Raw genomic sequence first — 13,918 nt, forward strand, 5'->3', positions numbered from 1 at the left:
ACCGTGGCCAATCATAGCGTGACTTCGCGGCATTGCGCGTGACATGAGCGTGACACACGTTGTATGTGAAAACCACATCCTTAAGATGAAGCGTCAGGTTGACCGAACAACCTCTTCCACATGCTGGTAGAATTGAATTTCCAGCCTTGCGATGCAACCGTCCGTTGGGTTGGCGCGTGTCGCAGTGCGTCCAGTAAATGTCGCGCGTCGATGCCCTTCTGGTCGACATATTCGCTCGCGAGCAGCGCGGTGAGACGGGCGGGGTCCGTCCCCGCCGGCAGTGCAACGCGCGCGACAATGCCCGCCCAGTTGCGCTCCTTGTAGAACATGGCGGACGCCGTCGCGCCCATCGATCCGATGAGCGCTGGGGCAAGGGCTTGGGTGTGCGAGAGGCGCTTGAGCGTCGCATCGACGTTGACCAGCGGGAGTGTCAGCGGCAGATAGCCGAGTTCGGCCGGGCCGTGGATCAGCGCAACATCGGCGTCGTCCACGCGGGCTCCTTCGGCGTATTGCCGGTAGATCTCGCCAATGCCGACCATGCCGAAGGGCGCGCATTCCGCCGCGCGCAGCGCGCCCATGCTGGCCGCGCCGAAGACCTGCACGCCCAGCGACAGCGCATAAAGGATTTCCTTGTGCCAGACGGGCGCAGCATTTTCGAAGTTGCCGTCGATAAGCCCGATCGCGGTTGCCCCGCCCTCAACTGCGCGCAGGACGTCGCCCTGAACGGCAGGTGGGAGGATTAGGACGCTCTTTTCCGCCACGTTTCGTGCGTCCGGCAGCGTCGGGCCAACAAAGACAACGTTCATCCGGCCTCCAGCGCACGGGCGAGCGCGCGTTCTCCGAAGCGACGCTTGCGCAGGCCGTCGGGATTTTCGAGGGCCGGAACGATGACCTTGACCACCGAGAAAGGTGCAACGCCTTCCATCAGCGGAACGACGACAACCGTTCGGATGCCAGCCGCTTCAAGCCGCAGCAGTACGTAATCGAGCAGCGCCTGAGGCCCGGCCGGGGCATCGGGTGCCGCCACGCTTGTCCGGAGCGGCACGGCGGCAAACAGGCCTCGCGTTTCCTCGGGAAGGTCGCGGGTGAAGGTTTCAGGGAACACATCGTCGCGGGCGCCGCTGATATAGGTAAGCCGCGACTGGGCGGCCTCGGTCACGGCACGGATGGCGGCGCGCCGTGCCACCGGGTGGGCGCCGTGGCCGATCGTGACGTCGTGATAACGCGGCTGCCTGGCCGAGAGAATGCCCGCTTCGGCGAGGGTTGCGGCATAGCAGGGAATGCCGATGTCGCTGGTCATGTCGAACAGGCGCAGCTCCAGGTCTGAAGAGGCGATCCGTTTCGTAAGGGCATCGAGGACAGGATCCTCGAAACTTCCCGGATCGATGCAGCCGCGGTGCTTGCCGTTCAGCGGCAGCATTCGCCACAGCGTTTCGGCGTCGCGCTCGATGCGCTCGAGCAAGCCGTGCAGGGTCGCCTCGGTCTCGGTGTTCCCCGAGGCCAGGCCATCGGAGGACTGCCAGTAACGACAACCGACAATGGTCCGGTCGAGGATTGTCGCTTCGCGCGGAACCCAGGTGGTTGCGCCGTCAAAGAGGTCGAAGCCACGGAGCCAGTCGACCGTTTCGTTGTCCTGAAGGTCCGCTTGCCCCGCCGCGATGAGCCCCGGCAGATGCAGCGTTCGATCGCCCGTTTCGGAAAGAGCCCGGCTGGTGGCCGTTCTTGTCGGGGCCGACGGCGCGCAGGCCACTGCCCGCTCGATCGCCTCCATGGCCGCCGAAACCTTGGCGTCAACGTCGGTGATGCCTTTTCCCTGGTTGATGACGATCGATCGGGCGTTGGGCGACACGGCGCTCCAGACGGGAATGCCGAGCCGGTCGAGGCCGGTCAGCCGCGCAAGCCGGGTGACGCCGAGCGCCGGCAGGAATGCCTCGATCCGCCGGAACGTTTCTTCTGGCGGGCAGGCGCGATCGCTGTAGGAAAGCGGCTCGGCCGCCGGACGGCTGGAATGCTCGTCCGACGGCCGGCCAGTTTCAGCGGCTTGTGCCACGCGTGGACTAGCCGTCCATGAACCCGCCGGAAACGGAGCCGGACGAGGCCGCAACCACGGCGAGATTGACGCCCTTGTGCACCATTGCCCCGCTGTTGTTACGCAGGTCGTTGGCCGCAGCCAGCGGCCCCTGCGTCGGCGTTGCGATCTGCGAGACCGTGCCCGCATCCAGATCCGCAACCCAAAGCCGGTTGTCACCCGCCAAACCGATCACCACTACTTTTGCCATTTTCCCCTCCTGGCCGTTGCTGATGTGAGAAATCAGAAGCCCGCCTTGCGCAGGCCCTCGCAATAATGAACGCGCTGCCATTCTTCCCTAAAGGGAACGATGGTCATCCACTTGTCGAGATCAAAGTCCGGATGCACGTCGAAAGTCTTGCGGACGAACTGGCGCGCTTTTTTCCGGTTGCCGAGCATGCCCCAACTTGCCGCCGACAGCCGGTCGGCAGGGGTCGGATCGCGCATGCGCTCGATATAGGCGATCGCCTGCTCATACTGGCCAAGCGAGTAGCTGGCGCCGGCCGCGGTCCAGAAATATTCGTCCGGCGCAATCGGGTTGAGATCGATTGCTGCCTGGATCTTGCGCAGGCCACCCTCGGGGCGCGAAGCTTGCACCAGCGTGTCGGCGTAGCTCGCAATCACGTTGGCGTGCTGAGGGCTCAGCGCCTCCGCCTTGTCATGGTATTCCATGCTCTCGTCGAACTGTCTCAAGTAGAGCTTGACGACGCCAAGCTCGCGATAGCCCGTTGCCAGCGTGTCGTCGGCCACCACCGCATCGCGCGCATGCCGTTCCGCAAGGGCCAGCAGCTCTGCGTCGCCGCGGGCTGTCAGCAGCCACTCGAAAAAATAGCTGCGGGCGAGCCCGCTCATCGCCGGCGCAAAGCCGGAGTTCTCATAGAGCGACTGGCGGAAACTCTTGCGCGCGCGCCGCAGCTCCGGAAGGTTGAGCTGCTTGAGATAGCGCTGTCCGAGCAGGAAGCTGCGGTAGGAGCCGACATTGGTCTCGTAGGTCTGGCGATGGGTCTCGTTACGCTCCACCTGGTTGGCGATCGCCAGTGCGATCTGGCGGGCAATTTCCCGCCGTGAGGCCATCAGCCCGTCGCCATCGAGATTGAAACGGTCGGCCCAGATCACTTCGTCATTGGCAAAGAAGATCAGTTGCGTGAAGAGCGTCAGCCGGCTGCCTTCGTCGGTCAGGCGCGTGTCGAGAATGTAGCTGATGGCGTGCTTCTGGTAGGTGCTGGCCTTGTCTGCCTGCAGGCTGATCTGTGCGGCCGTGTAGGGCGCGATCACCGAAACCGAGCGAAGCGCGCAAAGCCCGATCGTCACGTCCTCGATCAGGGCGCTTGCAAATTGTGTTGCCGGACTGTCGACCGCGCCGTTGTTCGGCGGCAGAAGGACGACGCGCGGCGGGCGCGAGTCGGCAGCCGACTCCGACGTCGGCGCGATTATCGTCGAGATCGACCGCAATTCCGGCCTGCTGATCGCGATCGCGCCGCCGCCATTCGAGACAGCCCGCGCTTCCAGATGGTAGCCCTCAAGCTGAAACGCCTGGGTCAGGATCTTGCGCACGTCCTCGTCGAGCGGGTTGCGCTCGAGCAGCCGGGTCGCTGCCGCCTTGACCAGCTTGCGATGGTTGTTCGTCGCCTCCGCTGCCGCGAGAAGCAGGCTTTCGCGCAGCAGCGCCATATGCTCGCCACGCTGCCGCTCGATCCAGCCATGCAGCGCCTGCCCCTGGGACTTCAAGTCCTTGAGGAAGTCTTCCTGGAAGGTTTCGACGGCCCACTGGAGACGGGAAAGTGGATCGCCCGCCTCACGCCCGATGGTATCGAGGTCGCTCTTGAGCCGGCCGGCGTCGAGGCGCACGGCCGACGGCGAGAAACTCAGGAAGTGACAGCCGAGTTCTTCCTGGCGCGCGCTGATGCGGGAGATCGTCTTGCGCAGATTGACGAAGGCCTGGCTCGGGACGATCTCGTCCCAAAGGAGCTTGGCGACATCGTTTCTGGACTTCTCGCTGTGGCCGCCGACGATCAGATGACACAGGATCAGCAGACCCTTTTCGGGAAACGCTACCTCACGCCCGCCGTTATCGACGAGCCGCAAGCGCCCGAGGGTCTGCAGTCTGAATGTCATCCGGTCATTCCTGTCGGGCGCGGGTGCTTAGCCGTGCAGGTCCTGAGCGTGGCTCGTGCTTGAGCGGACGGTCTCGGTCTCCGGCGTCTGGGCAACGGCGGCGACCAGCGAGATGATCTTCTTGCGCAGCACCGGGTCCGTGATCTTCAGGAAAGCGCGGTTGAGCGCGATCCCTTCCTTCGACGAAACGAAGGACGAGATTTCGCTCGGCTCGCGTGTTGTGTCGCCGTTGCGTGCGCCGGCAGGGTCTTCACCCTCCTGGAAGAAGAAGCTCGGGTGCACGCCGAGGATATCGGCGATCGCCTGCAGACGGCTCGCGCCGATGCGGTTGGTGCCTTTTTCGTACTTCTGTACCTGCTGGAATGTGATCCCGAGACCGTCGGCCAGCTTCTCCTGGCTCAGTCCGGCCATCAACCGACGCATCCTGACGCGGGAACCGACAAAGACATCGATCTGGCTGGGGGCTTTCGTGTTCACTTGTATTTCCTCCGCACGTAGGAGTGGTCAAATCATACATATGAGTTTGCTTGAATAAATGACTCTATGCAATCACTACGGGCTAAAACACAAAGATTTGCGACGCTTTAATGATTTTGCCCGGGGAGACGGGATAGCGACCGTCGCGATCGGGACAGAAGCGGGCAACCTGAAGGACCGGGGAGGGGCGGTGAAACGGCATGCGCCCCTGCGGCGCTCCGAATCGTTCCGGTATCCGGCATTTGCTGCGGCACGTTCCGCTCCGTTGTGTCTAACTTCTCGGTGACCCGTTACGGTCGCCGTTACTGTTACGTACTTGCGCTGTGGCGATGGGCAACGATGTCTATGGCTCAACCAGTTCCGGTGCCAGCTTCGGCTTCAGTCGTTGCGGGCGCGGGTCGGCCGCCCGGGATCTTGGAGAACCGTAATGCGCAGACTGACACTCGCCTTCATCCTCGTCGCGATTGCCGCGGTTCCGGCGCAGGCCGGGCCGGCAACGACGAGCGCCTCACTCAATTTCCGGGAAGGACCGGGAACCGGCTTCAACAGTCTGGGGACGATCGCCGAGGGAACCGAGGTCGATGTCAAGGAATGCGACGATGCGGGCACCTGGTGCGCGGTAAGCTTCAATGGCCAGAACGGCTTCGTGAGCGGCAAGTACCTGAACGATGCCGATCCTAAGGGGCTCGGTTGGCCGCGCGCCTACAAGACCGATAGTGGCGCGACCATCACGCTCTATCAGCCGCAGATCAACGCCTGGAAGGATTTCACCGAACTCGATGCGCTGATCGCCGCTGAATACAAGCAGTCCGACGACGCCAAGCCGATCTTCGGCGTGGTTGGCGTTACCGGCAAGACCGATGCTGACAGCGCCTCCGGCCAGGTCGTCGTTTCTGATATCAAGATGACCGAGATCAACTTCTCCGTCCTCGACCGGAAGGAACTGGCGGATCTGACGCTCGAGGTCGGCATGCTGATGCCGGTCGGGACGATCACCGTTTCGGAGGACAAGCTGACGGCGAGCCTCGCCGACTACCAGCGGCTCGGCAATGTCGACGGGCTGAAGGCAGACGCGCCGCCGATCTTTATCAGCAAGAAGCCGGCGATCCTGGTGCAGACCGACGGCAAGGCCGTGTTTGCCCCGGTCAAGGGCGTCGAGGGCCTCTCCTTCACGGTCAACACCAATTGGGATCTGTTCAAGGTCGAGGCTGACGCCACCTATTACCTGCGCAACGACAAGTCATGGCTGCAATCGAAGGATCTCGCCTCGGGATGGCAGTCCGCCTCGTCGCTTCCCGACATTCTCAGCAAACTGCCGGACGATGACAACTGGAAGGATGCCAAGGCGGCGATCCCGCCGCAGGCGGACAAGGTGATCGTGCCCGACGTCATCTATTCGGACAAACCGTCGGAACTGCTCGCCTTCGACGGTGAGCCGAAACTCGAACAGGTGCCGGGCACCGGTCTCAAGGTTGCGACCAACACCGAGAGCGACGCCTTTTACCGTGACGCTGACTCAAGCTGGTACATCCTCGTATCCGGTCGCTGGTTCGCGAGCACCGCGCTCGACGGCCCCTGGACCTTCGCGACGCCCAAGCTGCCGCAGGACTTCCAGAACATTCCGCAGGATGCCGCCTATTACATGGTGCGCGCGTCCGTTCCCGGTACCTCCGAAAACGCAGAGGCGCGGCTGAAGGCGAGCATCCCCGAAAAGGCGCGTGTCTCGCTCGATGGCTCCGTCACGGTGGACGTCGCCTATAGCGGCGACCCGAAGTTCGAAACGATCGACGGGACGTCCCTGACCTACGCGGTCAACACCAACGAGACCGTCATCAAGGTCGGCGACAAGTATTTCGTGCTGAAGGACGGGGTCTGGTTCGTCGGCGATGCACCGACCGGGCCGTTCGCTGTGGCAAAGGCGGTGCCGGACGAGATCTATACCATCCCGCCGTCGTCGCCGATCTACAATGCCACCTATGTGCGCATCTACGATACCGAGCCCGACGCGGTCTGGTTCGGCTATACGATGGGTTACCTGGGTGCCTATCTCGCCTGGGACACCTTCGTCTACGGCACCGGCTGGTACTATGACGACTATTGGGATTACGGCTGGGCCGGTGGCGGTTACTGGCCCTATTATCCACGCCCGGTAACCTATGGCGTCGGCGCCTTCTATAATCCGGCCATCGGTACGTTCGGCCGCTATGGATATGCCTACGGGCCCTATCGCGGCATTGCTGCCGGTGCGGCCTACAATCCGCGCACGGGCACCTATGTTCGCGGCGTGGCCGGCTACGGACCGAACGGAGACCGCGGCTTCGTCGCCGCCTACAATCCACGCACAGGCAACGCGGCGATCGCTCGCGGCGGACATAACGTCTACGGAAGCTGGGGCACCGCGTCCGTCAAGCACGGATCCGATTTTGCCCGCATCAGCGGAGGCTCGACCGCCAATGGCGCCGACGTCAATTGGCGCACGTCGGACGGGAACCACGGCTTTGTCGCCGGCGGCAAGGGCGGCGACGTCTATGCCGGCCGTGACGGAAACGTGTATCGTCGTGACGACGGACAATGGCAAAAGCATACGCCCGACGGTTGGCAGCCAGTCCAGAAGCCTTTGATCCAGGATAGGACCAAGGCGGGCGAGCAATTCTCCGCCAATCATCCGGATGCAGCGGAGAACCTCAACCAGAGGATCGAGACGCGGCAGCAGGCCGGCCAAGGTGTGGCGCAGGCTGCCCGCGAGCGTGCCCCCGACCATCTGGCGATCGACAATATCGGCCGGCAGCTCGGCAACCAGCGCAGCTTCGAGCGGCAGTCGTTCGATCAGCGGCCGCTGAATTTCCCGACCGGTGGCGGTGGCGGCTTTGACCGCCCGGGCGGCTTCGGGGGCGGCGGCTTTGACGGCGGCGGTTTCCAGGGTGGTGGGGGATTTGGCGGTGGGGGTGGCTTCCATGGTGGAGGCGGTTTCCACGGAGGCGGTGGGTTCCACGGTGGCGGTGGCTTCCGTCGCCGCTGACCGCGTCGCATTTGGCGTTGACGCAACAGCCCGGTGGTATGTTAGCCTTTGTAAAGATTGGGAGTCGTGCCGGTCGGGGGACGGGCATGTTCGTCGGGGGTGATGAGAATGGGCTGTGTCGGGTCGTCGGGTCGCTTGCTTATGGGGCCGCTCTTTGGTCTCCTTGCTTTTCTTTCCGCTGTTTTCGGGCTGGTTTCGCCAGGGCTGGCGCAGGAAGCCGCGCCGGCGGCTCCGCCCGCAAAGGTCCAGCAGCTGATCCAGCTTCTCGATGATCCGGAAGTGAAACAGTGGCTGTCGACGAAACAGGCCCCGCCCGCCACTGCGGCCGAAGCTCCGGCCGGAACGCCCGCAACCGGTGTCGTGGCGCGTTGGACCGCCGAAATCAGGCGTCATCTCACCGGCATCGGCAACGCCGTGCCGCGTGTCCTTCCGGAAATGCAGGCGGCGCGCCAGCGCCTTTCCGGCGACATGGAGAGCCATGGCGCCGCTCCCATCCTCAAAGGGTTTTTCCTGATCCTGGCGATCGGCTACGGCGCCGAATATCTCCTGCGCTGGCTGCTCGGACGCAGCCTGAAGGGGGCGGTGCTGACGGGGCCGGCCCGCACCATGCTCACACGGCTTCTGCCGCTTATCGTTTTTGCGGCCGCCAGCATGTCGGTGCTGGCGATCGCCGACTGGCCGACGCGGCTGGAAACGACGATCGCGCCGCTGCTCGGCGCCTGGATCGGAGCACGCCTTTTGATGATCATCGCCTCGGCGGTCCTGACGGGGGGACCGGTCAACGAGGGGAATGCGGACGGGCGAGGCGGTTACCTCTCGCTCACGCCCGATGAGGCCAGCTTCTGGCACCGGCATGCCCTATGGTTGATCGGTGGCGGGGCGCTCGTCTGGGGTGTCGGCGACGCGATGAGCGCGTTGTCGATTTCCGCGGACGTGCGCAATCTCATCACCGCGCTTCTTGGGCTCGTGGTCCTCGCGCTCGGGATCCTCACAGTCGTGCGGCGTCCGGTGGGGGCCGTTGTCGGTTCGCGCCGTATCGTCGGCAACGTGTTCCTGGTTGCGTTCCTGATCGTGCTTTGGCTGCTTTGGGTCGCCGGCATGGACGTGCTGTTCTGGATCGGCCTTTACGTGATCGGCTTGCCGCCGCTGCTGCGTTTCACGAGCGCCTTTACCAAGACGATGCTGGATAGCTCGGCAGAGGACGATGCGCGCGTGGTGCGCAACATCTTCATCGAGCGCGGCGCACGGCTGCTGGTCATCGCGCTTGCCGCCGGCTGGCTGGCGCTCGTCTTCAAGGTCAGCGCCACGTCGATGATGCAGGACGACGCCTTCAATCGGGTGTTCCGCGGCGTCCTGGCGGGTATCGTCATCCTGCTGGCTGCAGATCTGGTCTGGCAGCTCGTCAAGGGTTTCATCAACCTGCGCGTCAAGCAGGCCAATCACGCGACCGAGGATCCGGCCGAGCGCGCCCGCAACACCCGCCTGATGACGTTGCTGCCGATCCTGCGTAACTTTCTGGCAGCCTTCATCGCGATCGTGGCCGTGCTGATGGTGCTCTCCGGCCTTGGGGTGGAAATCGGCCCGCTGATTGCCGGCGCCGGTGTCTTCGGCGTGGCGATCGGCTTCGGCTCGCAGACGCTGGTCAAGGACGTCATCAGCGGCATCTTCTATATGATGGACGATGCCTTCCGCATCGGCGAATACATCCAGAGCGGCAGCTACAAGGGCACGGTCGAATCCTTCAGCATTCGCTCGGTCAAGCTCCGGCATCATCGCGGTCCCGTGTTCACGGTGCCTTTCGGCTCGCTCGGCGCGGTGCAGAACATGAGCCGCGACTGGGTGATCGACAAGTTCCTGATCAACGTTTCCTTCGATGCCGACGTCGCCAAGGTGAAGAAACTGGTGAAGGGCATCGGCGCCAAGCTGCTCGAAGATCCGGATATCGGGCCGCTGATCCTGGAAACGGTCAAGATGAAGGGTGTCGAGAACTTTGGCGACTACGGCATGACCTTGAGTTTCGCCATGAAGACGAAGCCCGGGGCACAGACCCAGGTCCGGCGCCGGGCGCAGGTGATGATCAAGGAATCCTTCAAGGAAAACGGCATCAACTTCGCCTCGCCGACCGTGCAGGTGGCGGGCGACGAGCAGCAGCAATCCGTCGCCGCGGCCGCCGCGACCCGCGACGCCATCGCCAAGAAGAATGCGGCCGCCGCGCTTGGCGAAGGCGGTCCGCCGCAGGAATAGCATTTCGGCAACAGGGTTCTCGGGCTGGGGGCTGACATGAAACGCGTTCTCTTGGGGCTGCTGCTTCTCGTGTTCTTCACGGGAAGCGGCGCCTTGGCACAGTCGAATGAGCAATTCCTTCGCTCGATGTTCGTCCCACACAAGGACGACTTCGACGGAATGGAAAAGCGGCGCGTGATCCGCATTATCGTGCCTTTCAGCAAGACCATCTATTTCCTCGATCGCGGCCAGCAATTGGGCACGGCCGTCGACTTCGGAACGGCGCTCGAACACGAACTCAACAAGGGGAAGAAGAAGCAGATCGACAAGATCCGCGTCGGGTTCCTGCCGATGCCGCGGGCGCGTCTGCTCTCGGCGCTCGAAGAAGGGCTTGGCGATATCGTCATGGCCAATCTGACGATAACCGAGACGCGGCTTGCAAAGGTCGATTTCACCGCGCCGCTGTTCGACGAAGCCAAGGAGGTGCTGGTCACCGGCCCTTCGGCGCCGGCGATCACAAGCGTCGACGATTTGAGCGGGCAGGAACTGCATGTGCGCCGATCGAGCAGTTATTACGAGCACCTGGCGGCGCTCAGCGCCGGCTTCGAAAAGGCCGGTCGCGCGCCGATCACGCTGAAGGACATGGATGAGAACCTCGAGGACGAAGACGTCCTGGAGATGATCAATGCCGGCCTGCTGCCCTGGACGGTCGTCGACAAATACAAGGCGGACATCTGGGTGAAGGTGTTCACCGACCTCAAGGTGCGCGACGACATCGTCGTTTCCGACCACGGGGAGATCGCCTGGGCGATCCGCAAGGACAGCCCCAAGCTTAAAGGTGTGCTCGACGACTTCGTCAAGACCCACAAGGTCGGGACGACCTTCGGCAACATCCTGAGGAGCACCTATTACAAGGGCGACAAGATGCTGAAGCGCGCCTATGCGCCAGCCGATGTCGAACGTTTCAAGCAACTCGTGGAAATCTTCCGCACGCACGGGAAGACCTATTCCTTCGACCACCTGATGCTGATGGCGCAGGGCTACCAGGAATCGCAGCTCGATCAGTCCCGCCGCAGCCACAGGGGCGCGGTCGGCATCATGCAGTTGCTGCCATCGACCGCTGCGGACAAGGCCGTCAACATTCGCGGCATCGATAAGGACGAGAACCTCAACGTCGAAGCGGGCTCGAAATATCTGCGCTACCTTGTCGATACCTACATCGACGACCCGGCCGTCACGCCGAAAAACCAGATGCTGTTTGCCTTCGCGGCCTACAATGCCGGACCGGGGAACCTGCGCAAGTTCAGGGCCAAGGCCAAGGATATGGGGCTCGACCCGAACCTCTGGTTCGGCAATGTCGAGAATGCGGCGGCGGCGATCGTCGGGCGCGAGACGGTGCAATACGTCAGCAATATCTACAAATACTATGTCGCCTATAGCCTCCTCTCGGAGCATGATGCGGAAACCACGGTCGAGAAGGCCGGCAGCACAGGGGTGGCTGCAACGCCTTAGCGAACGCGGCGGCGCGATCTGGCCGCGCTGGAAGAAGAGAAACGAAACAAGGAGTGGCAGGCACGGAGCGGTCCACGGACGGCGATGGGGCTGCCAGGTGATCATGGTGAAAAACATCCGCAGCCTTGGCGGGCTGTTTGGCCTGCTTGCTCTGTCCGCGGTGACGCTTGCAGGCTGCACGACGCCGGACCTGGAGCCGATCCCCGGCAGCATCACCTATGGCGGGCAGCCGCGCACGAAGTTGACGAAGGCGCCCGTCGGCAGCATCGTCCCGCACCGCTTCACGAGCGGCAACAGCTTCGTTCAGGAAACCTATGTCATCGAGCCGGACCGTTCGCTGAAACTGATCCGCCGGGACTACTACGATTTGCCGATCGACCGATGAACCGCTGGCGGTCGGGCCTGGTATCCCCTTGGCTGCAGATGGCGGCGCGGACGCATGCTTTCCTCTCCCGCGATCCCACCGGAAAGCGGCAAGCTCCCGGCGCGGTCGGTTGACAGGCCGCCGCGGAGAAACGATAGCTCGCTGCGGATGAAGATCGCCTTTTACGCACCGCTGAAATCCCCTGACCATCCCGTGCCTTCGGGTGATCGCTTGATGGCGCGCATGCTGGTTGCAGCACTCCGTGCGGGAGGGCACGAGGTCGCGGTCGTCTCGGACTTGCGCAGCTTCATGGCGGCCGCGTCGGACGTAGATTTTCGTGAACTGGGGCAAGCGGCGGCAGGCGAGATCACCCGCCTCCGGCAGGGCTGGATGCGCGACGGCGCCCCCGATCTATGGTTCTGCTACCATCCCTACTACAAGGCGCCGGACCTGCTCGGCCCTTCGCTTTCCGCCGAATTCACCATCCCCTACGTAACGGCAGAAGCCTCCTACTCGGCGCGGCGAAACGAGGGCGTGCGCGCGATCGCCCAACGCCACGTGCTCCAGGCCATCGAGCAGGCGGCAGTCAACATCTGCATGACGCGCCGGGACCGGGATGGCCTGCTGGAGGCCGCGCCCGACTGCCGCCACGCGATGCTTGCACCCTTCATCGATGCGGCCCCTTTCGTGCCGGGCGGCGGAAGCACGGATGACCTCTGCCGCATGGTCGTAGTCGCCATGATGCGCAGCGGCGACAAGCTGGACAGCTACCGCATGCTGGCGCAATCGCTGACACACATCGCCGATAGCCGCTGGACCCTGACGATCGTCGGCGACGGTCCGTGCCGCGACGAGGTGCAACAGGCCTTCTCGGCCTTGCCGTCCGACCGGCTGGACTGGCGCGGCGAAAGGAGCGCTGCCGATCTGCCGGCTATTCTTGCCGGCAGCGACCTCTACGTTTGGCCGGGCTGCGGCGAGGCCTATGGGCTTGCCTATCTCGAAGCTCAGGCGGCGGGCCTGCCAGTCGTTGCGCAGAATACCGCCGGCGTGCCGGAAGTGGTCAGGGACGGCGAGACCGGGATCCTTACGCCCGACGGCGATGCCACCGCCTTTGCGGCGGCGATGCGCGCGCTGATAGAGGATCCGGTCCTTCGGCGGAGATTGGGTACGGCCGCCGGACGGTTCGTCCATGACGAACGTTCCTTCCCTGCCGCGGCGCGGCGGCTGCGCACGATATTTGACGAGCATCTGGAGGCGACGGCATGAGACAACCCCATTGGCAGCAGCTTGCCGTCGCGCTCGACCGCGTGGCCGCGTCCGGGCGACAGGTTGATTTCTGGCTGCGGGACGACGACGCCGCCGAGCCGACGGCAGCACTCGACCGCCTGTTGTCGCTGGTTGACAAGCACCTGATTCCGGTGGTCATCGCCGTGCCGCCCGCGCTGACGGGCGAGGCGCTTGCGCGCCGCCTCGATGGACATGCCGGCGTCAGCGTCGCGGTGCACGGCTGGGCGCACCGCAACCATGCTCCGCCCGAGGAAAAGAAACAGGAACTCGGCGCGCACCGGCCACGCTCAACGGTTCTCGATGAACTCACGGAGGGTTACGCGCGTCTCCAGGCGCTGTTTCCGCGCAGCTTCGTGCCGATGCTGGTGCCGCCGTGGAACCGGATCGACGGCGCGCTTCTGGATGACCTGCCCGGGGTCGGTTTTGCGGCGCTGTCGGTCTTCGGTCCGGAAAAACCCTCGCTCTTCAAGCTCGTCAACACCCATGCCGATGTGATGGATTGGCAGGGAACACGCGGCTGCCGCGAGCACGCGGCGATTGTAGCAGACATCATCGCCAGGCTAAGGCAGATCTGCGGTGACGATGAAAAGAGGCGGGATCAGGCCGGGCGAACCATCGGAGTGCTCACCCATCATCTGGTTCACGACGCCGGCGTTTGGTCCTTCATGGAGGAGCTCTTCACGCTTACGGCCGCGCATCCGGCCTGTCGCTGGCGGACCGGAGCCGATCTCATAGCTTAATGATCCTTTCGCTGGCGGAAGCGTAGTTTGGCCAGCTGCCGCGACAAACAGTAGGGACGCTTGCTGCCATGTCAGGGAGGCGCGGCCGTCGGATGCGACGGCCCATGTTTTGC

General features: G+C 63.7%; 11 protein-coding genes. 6 read left to right on the forward strand and 5 right to left on the reverse strand.

The features are described 5' to 3' along the window. Nucleotides 1–80: 80 nt before the first annotated feature. From IB277_RS12890 to IB277_RS12910, 5 genes are read right to left on the reverse strand one after another with little or no spacing between them, the layout of a single operon-like run. The gene (locus tag IB277_RS12890; RefSeq protein WP_192371018.1) at nt 81–806 is read right to left on the reverse strand and encodes a TfuA-like protein; all 726 of its coding nucleotides are present in this window, start codon (nt 804–806) and stop codon (nt 81–83) included. Further along, the gene (locus tag IB277_RS12895; protein ID WP_192371019.1) at nt 803–2,050 is read right to left on the reverse strand and encodes a YcaO-like family protein; all 1,248 of its coding nucleotides are present in this window, start codon (nt 2,048–2,050) and stop codon (nt 803–805) included. Before IB277_RS12895 ends, IB277_RS12890 begins: the two co-directional genes overlap by 4 nt. Before the next feature lie 7 nt (nt 2,051–2,057). Beyond that, nucleotides 2,058–2,279: a hypothetical protein gene (locus tag IB277_RS12900; RefSeq protein ID WP_034799164.1), complete on the reverse strand. Its 222-nt coding sequence runs from the start codon at nt 2,277–2,279 to the stop codon at nt 2,058–2,060. Between the two features lie 32 nt (nt 2,280–2,311). Beyond that, nucleotides 2,312–4,183, reverse strand: a complete 1,872-nt coding sequence (locus IB277_RS12905) for an SARP family transcriptional regulator (protein ID WP_192371020.1) — start codon at nt 4,181–4,183, stop codon at nt 2,312–2,314. Between the two features lie 27 nt (nt 4,184–4,210). Continuing rightward, nucleotides 4,211–4,660 (reverse strand): helix-turn-helix domain-containing protein, encoded by a 450-nt coding sequence (locus IB277_RS12910; RefSeq protein ID WP_034799168.1) that lies wholly within the window; start codon nt 4,658–4,660, stop codon nt 4,211–4,213. Nucleotides 4,661–5,087: 427 nt separating this feature from the next. Here IB277_RS12910 and IB277_RS12915 point away from each other — a divergent pair, with 427 nt between their 5' ends. The 6 genes from IB277_RS12915 to IB277_RS12940 all read left to right on the forward strand — a co-directional run bounded on the left by IB277_RS12915 (nt 5,088) and on the right by IB277_RS12940 (nt 13,805). Beyond that, nucleotides 5,088–7,679, forward strand: coding sequence for an SH3 domain-containing protein (locus IB277_RS12915; RefSeq protein WP_192371021.1), 2,592 nt, complete (start codon nt 5,088–5,090; stop codon nt 7,677–7,679). Nucleotides 7,680–7,820: 141 nt separating this feature from the next. Then, nucleotides 7,821–9,923: a mechanosensitive ion channel family protein gene (locus IB277_RS12920; RefSeq protein ID WP_034799170.1), complete on the forward strand. Its 2,103-nt coding sequence runs from the start codon at nt 7,821–7,823 to the stop codon at nt 9,921–9,923. A 36-nt stretch (nt 9,924–9,959) separates the two neighbouring features. Further along, nucleotides 9,960–11,414 carry a lytic transglycosylase F gene (locus IB277_RS12925; protein ID WP_192371022.1) on the forward strand — a complete coding sequence of 485 codons (1,455 nt, stop codon included), beginning with the start codon at nt 9,960–9,962 and terminating at the stop codon, nt 11,412–11,414. Nucleotides 11,415–11,517: 103 nt separating this feature from the next. Continuing rightward, a complete protein-coding gene (locus tag IB277_RS12930) occupies nt 11,518–11,799 on the forward strand; it encodes a hypothetical protein (RefSeq protein ID WP_034799172.1) in 282 nt (93 codons plus the stop codon). Between the two features lie 147 nt (nt 11,800–11,946). Continuing rightward, nucleotides 11,947–13,044, forward strand: a complete 1,098-nt coding sequence (locus IB277_RS12935; RefSeq protein ID WP_113080923.1) for a glycosyltransferase family 4 protein — start codon at nt 11,947–11,949, stop codon at nt 13,042–13,044. Then, nucleotides 13,041–13,805, forward strand: a complete 765-nt coding sequence (locus tag IB277_RS12940; RefSeq protein WP_192371023.1) for a polysaccharide deacetylase family protein — start codon at nt 13,041–13,043, stop codon at nt 13,803–13,805. The genes IB277_RS12935 and IB277_RS12940 overlap by 4 nt, the downstream gene beginning before the upstream one ends. Nucleotides 13,806–13,918 lie beyond the last annotated feature (113 nt).

The sequence above is a fragment of the Ensifer sp. ENS07 genome, assembly GCF_014852185.1.
In the GTDB taxonomy this organism is placed as follows: Bacteria; Pseudomonadota; Alphaproteobacteria; order Rhizobiales; family Rhizobiaceae; genus Ensifer; species Ensifer adhaerens.

Bases quoted from the DNA above. Each gene is read 5' to 3' on its own strand.
- IB277_RS12890 (WP_192371018.1), bottom strand. From the start codon at position 806: ATGAACGTTGTCTTTGTTGGCCCGACGCTGCCGGACGCACGAAACGTG.
- IB277_RS12900 (WP_034799164.1), bottom strand. From the start codon at position 2,279: ATGGCAAAAGTAGTGGTGATCGGTTTGGCGGGTGACAACCGGCTTTGG.
- IB277_RS12905 (WP_192371020.1), bottom strand. From the start codon at position 4,183: ATGACATTCAGACTGCAGACCCTCGGGCGCTTGCGGCTCGTCGATAAC.
- IB277_RS12915 (WP_192371021.1), top strand. From the start codon at position 5,088: ATGCGCAGACTGACACTCGCCTTCATCCTCGTCGCGATTGCCGCGGTT.
- IB277_RS12920 (WP_034799170.1), top strand. From the start codon at position 7,821: ATGGGGCCGCTCTTTGGTCTCCTTGCTTTTCTTTCCGCTGTTTTCGGG.
- IB277_RS12925 (WP_192371022.1), top strand. From the start codon at position 9,960: ATGAAACGCGTTCTCTTGGGGCTGCTGCTTCTCGTGTTCTTCACGGGA.
- IB277_RS12930 (WP_034799172.1), top strand. From the start codon at position 11,518: ATGGTGAAAAACATCCGCAGCCTTGGCGGGCTGTTTGGCCTGCTTGCT.
- IB277_RS12935 (WP_113080923.1), top strand. From the start codon at position 11,947: ATGAAGATCGCCTTTTACGCACCGCTGAAATCCCCTGACCATCCCGTG.
- IB277_RS12940 (WP_192371023.1), top strand. From the start codon at position 13,041: ATGAGACAACCCCATTGGCAGCAGCTTGCCGTCGCGCTCGACCGCGTG.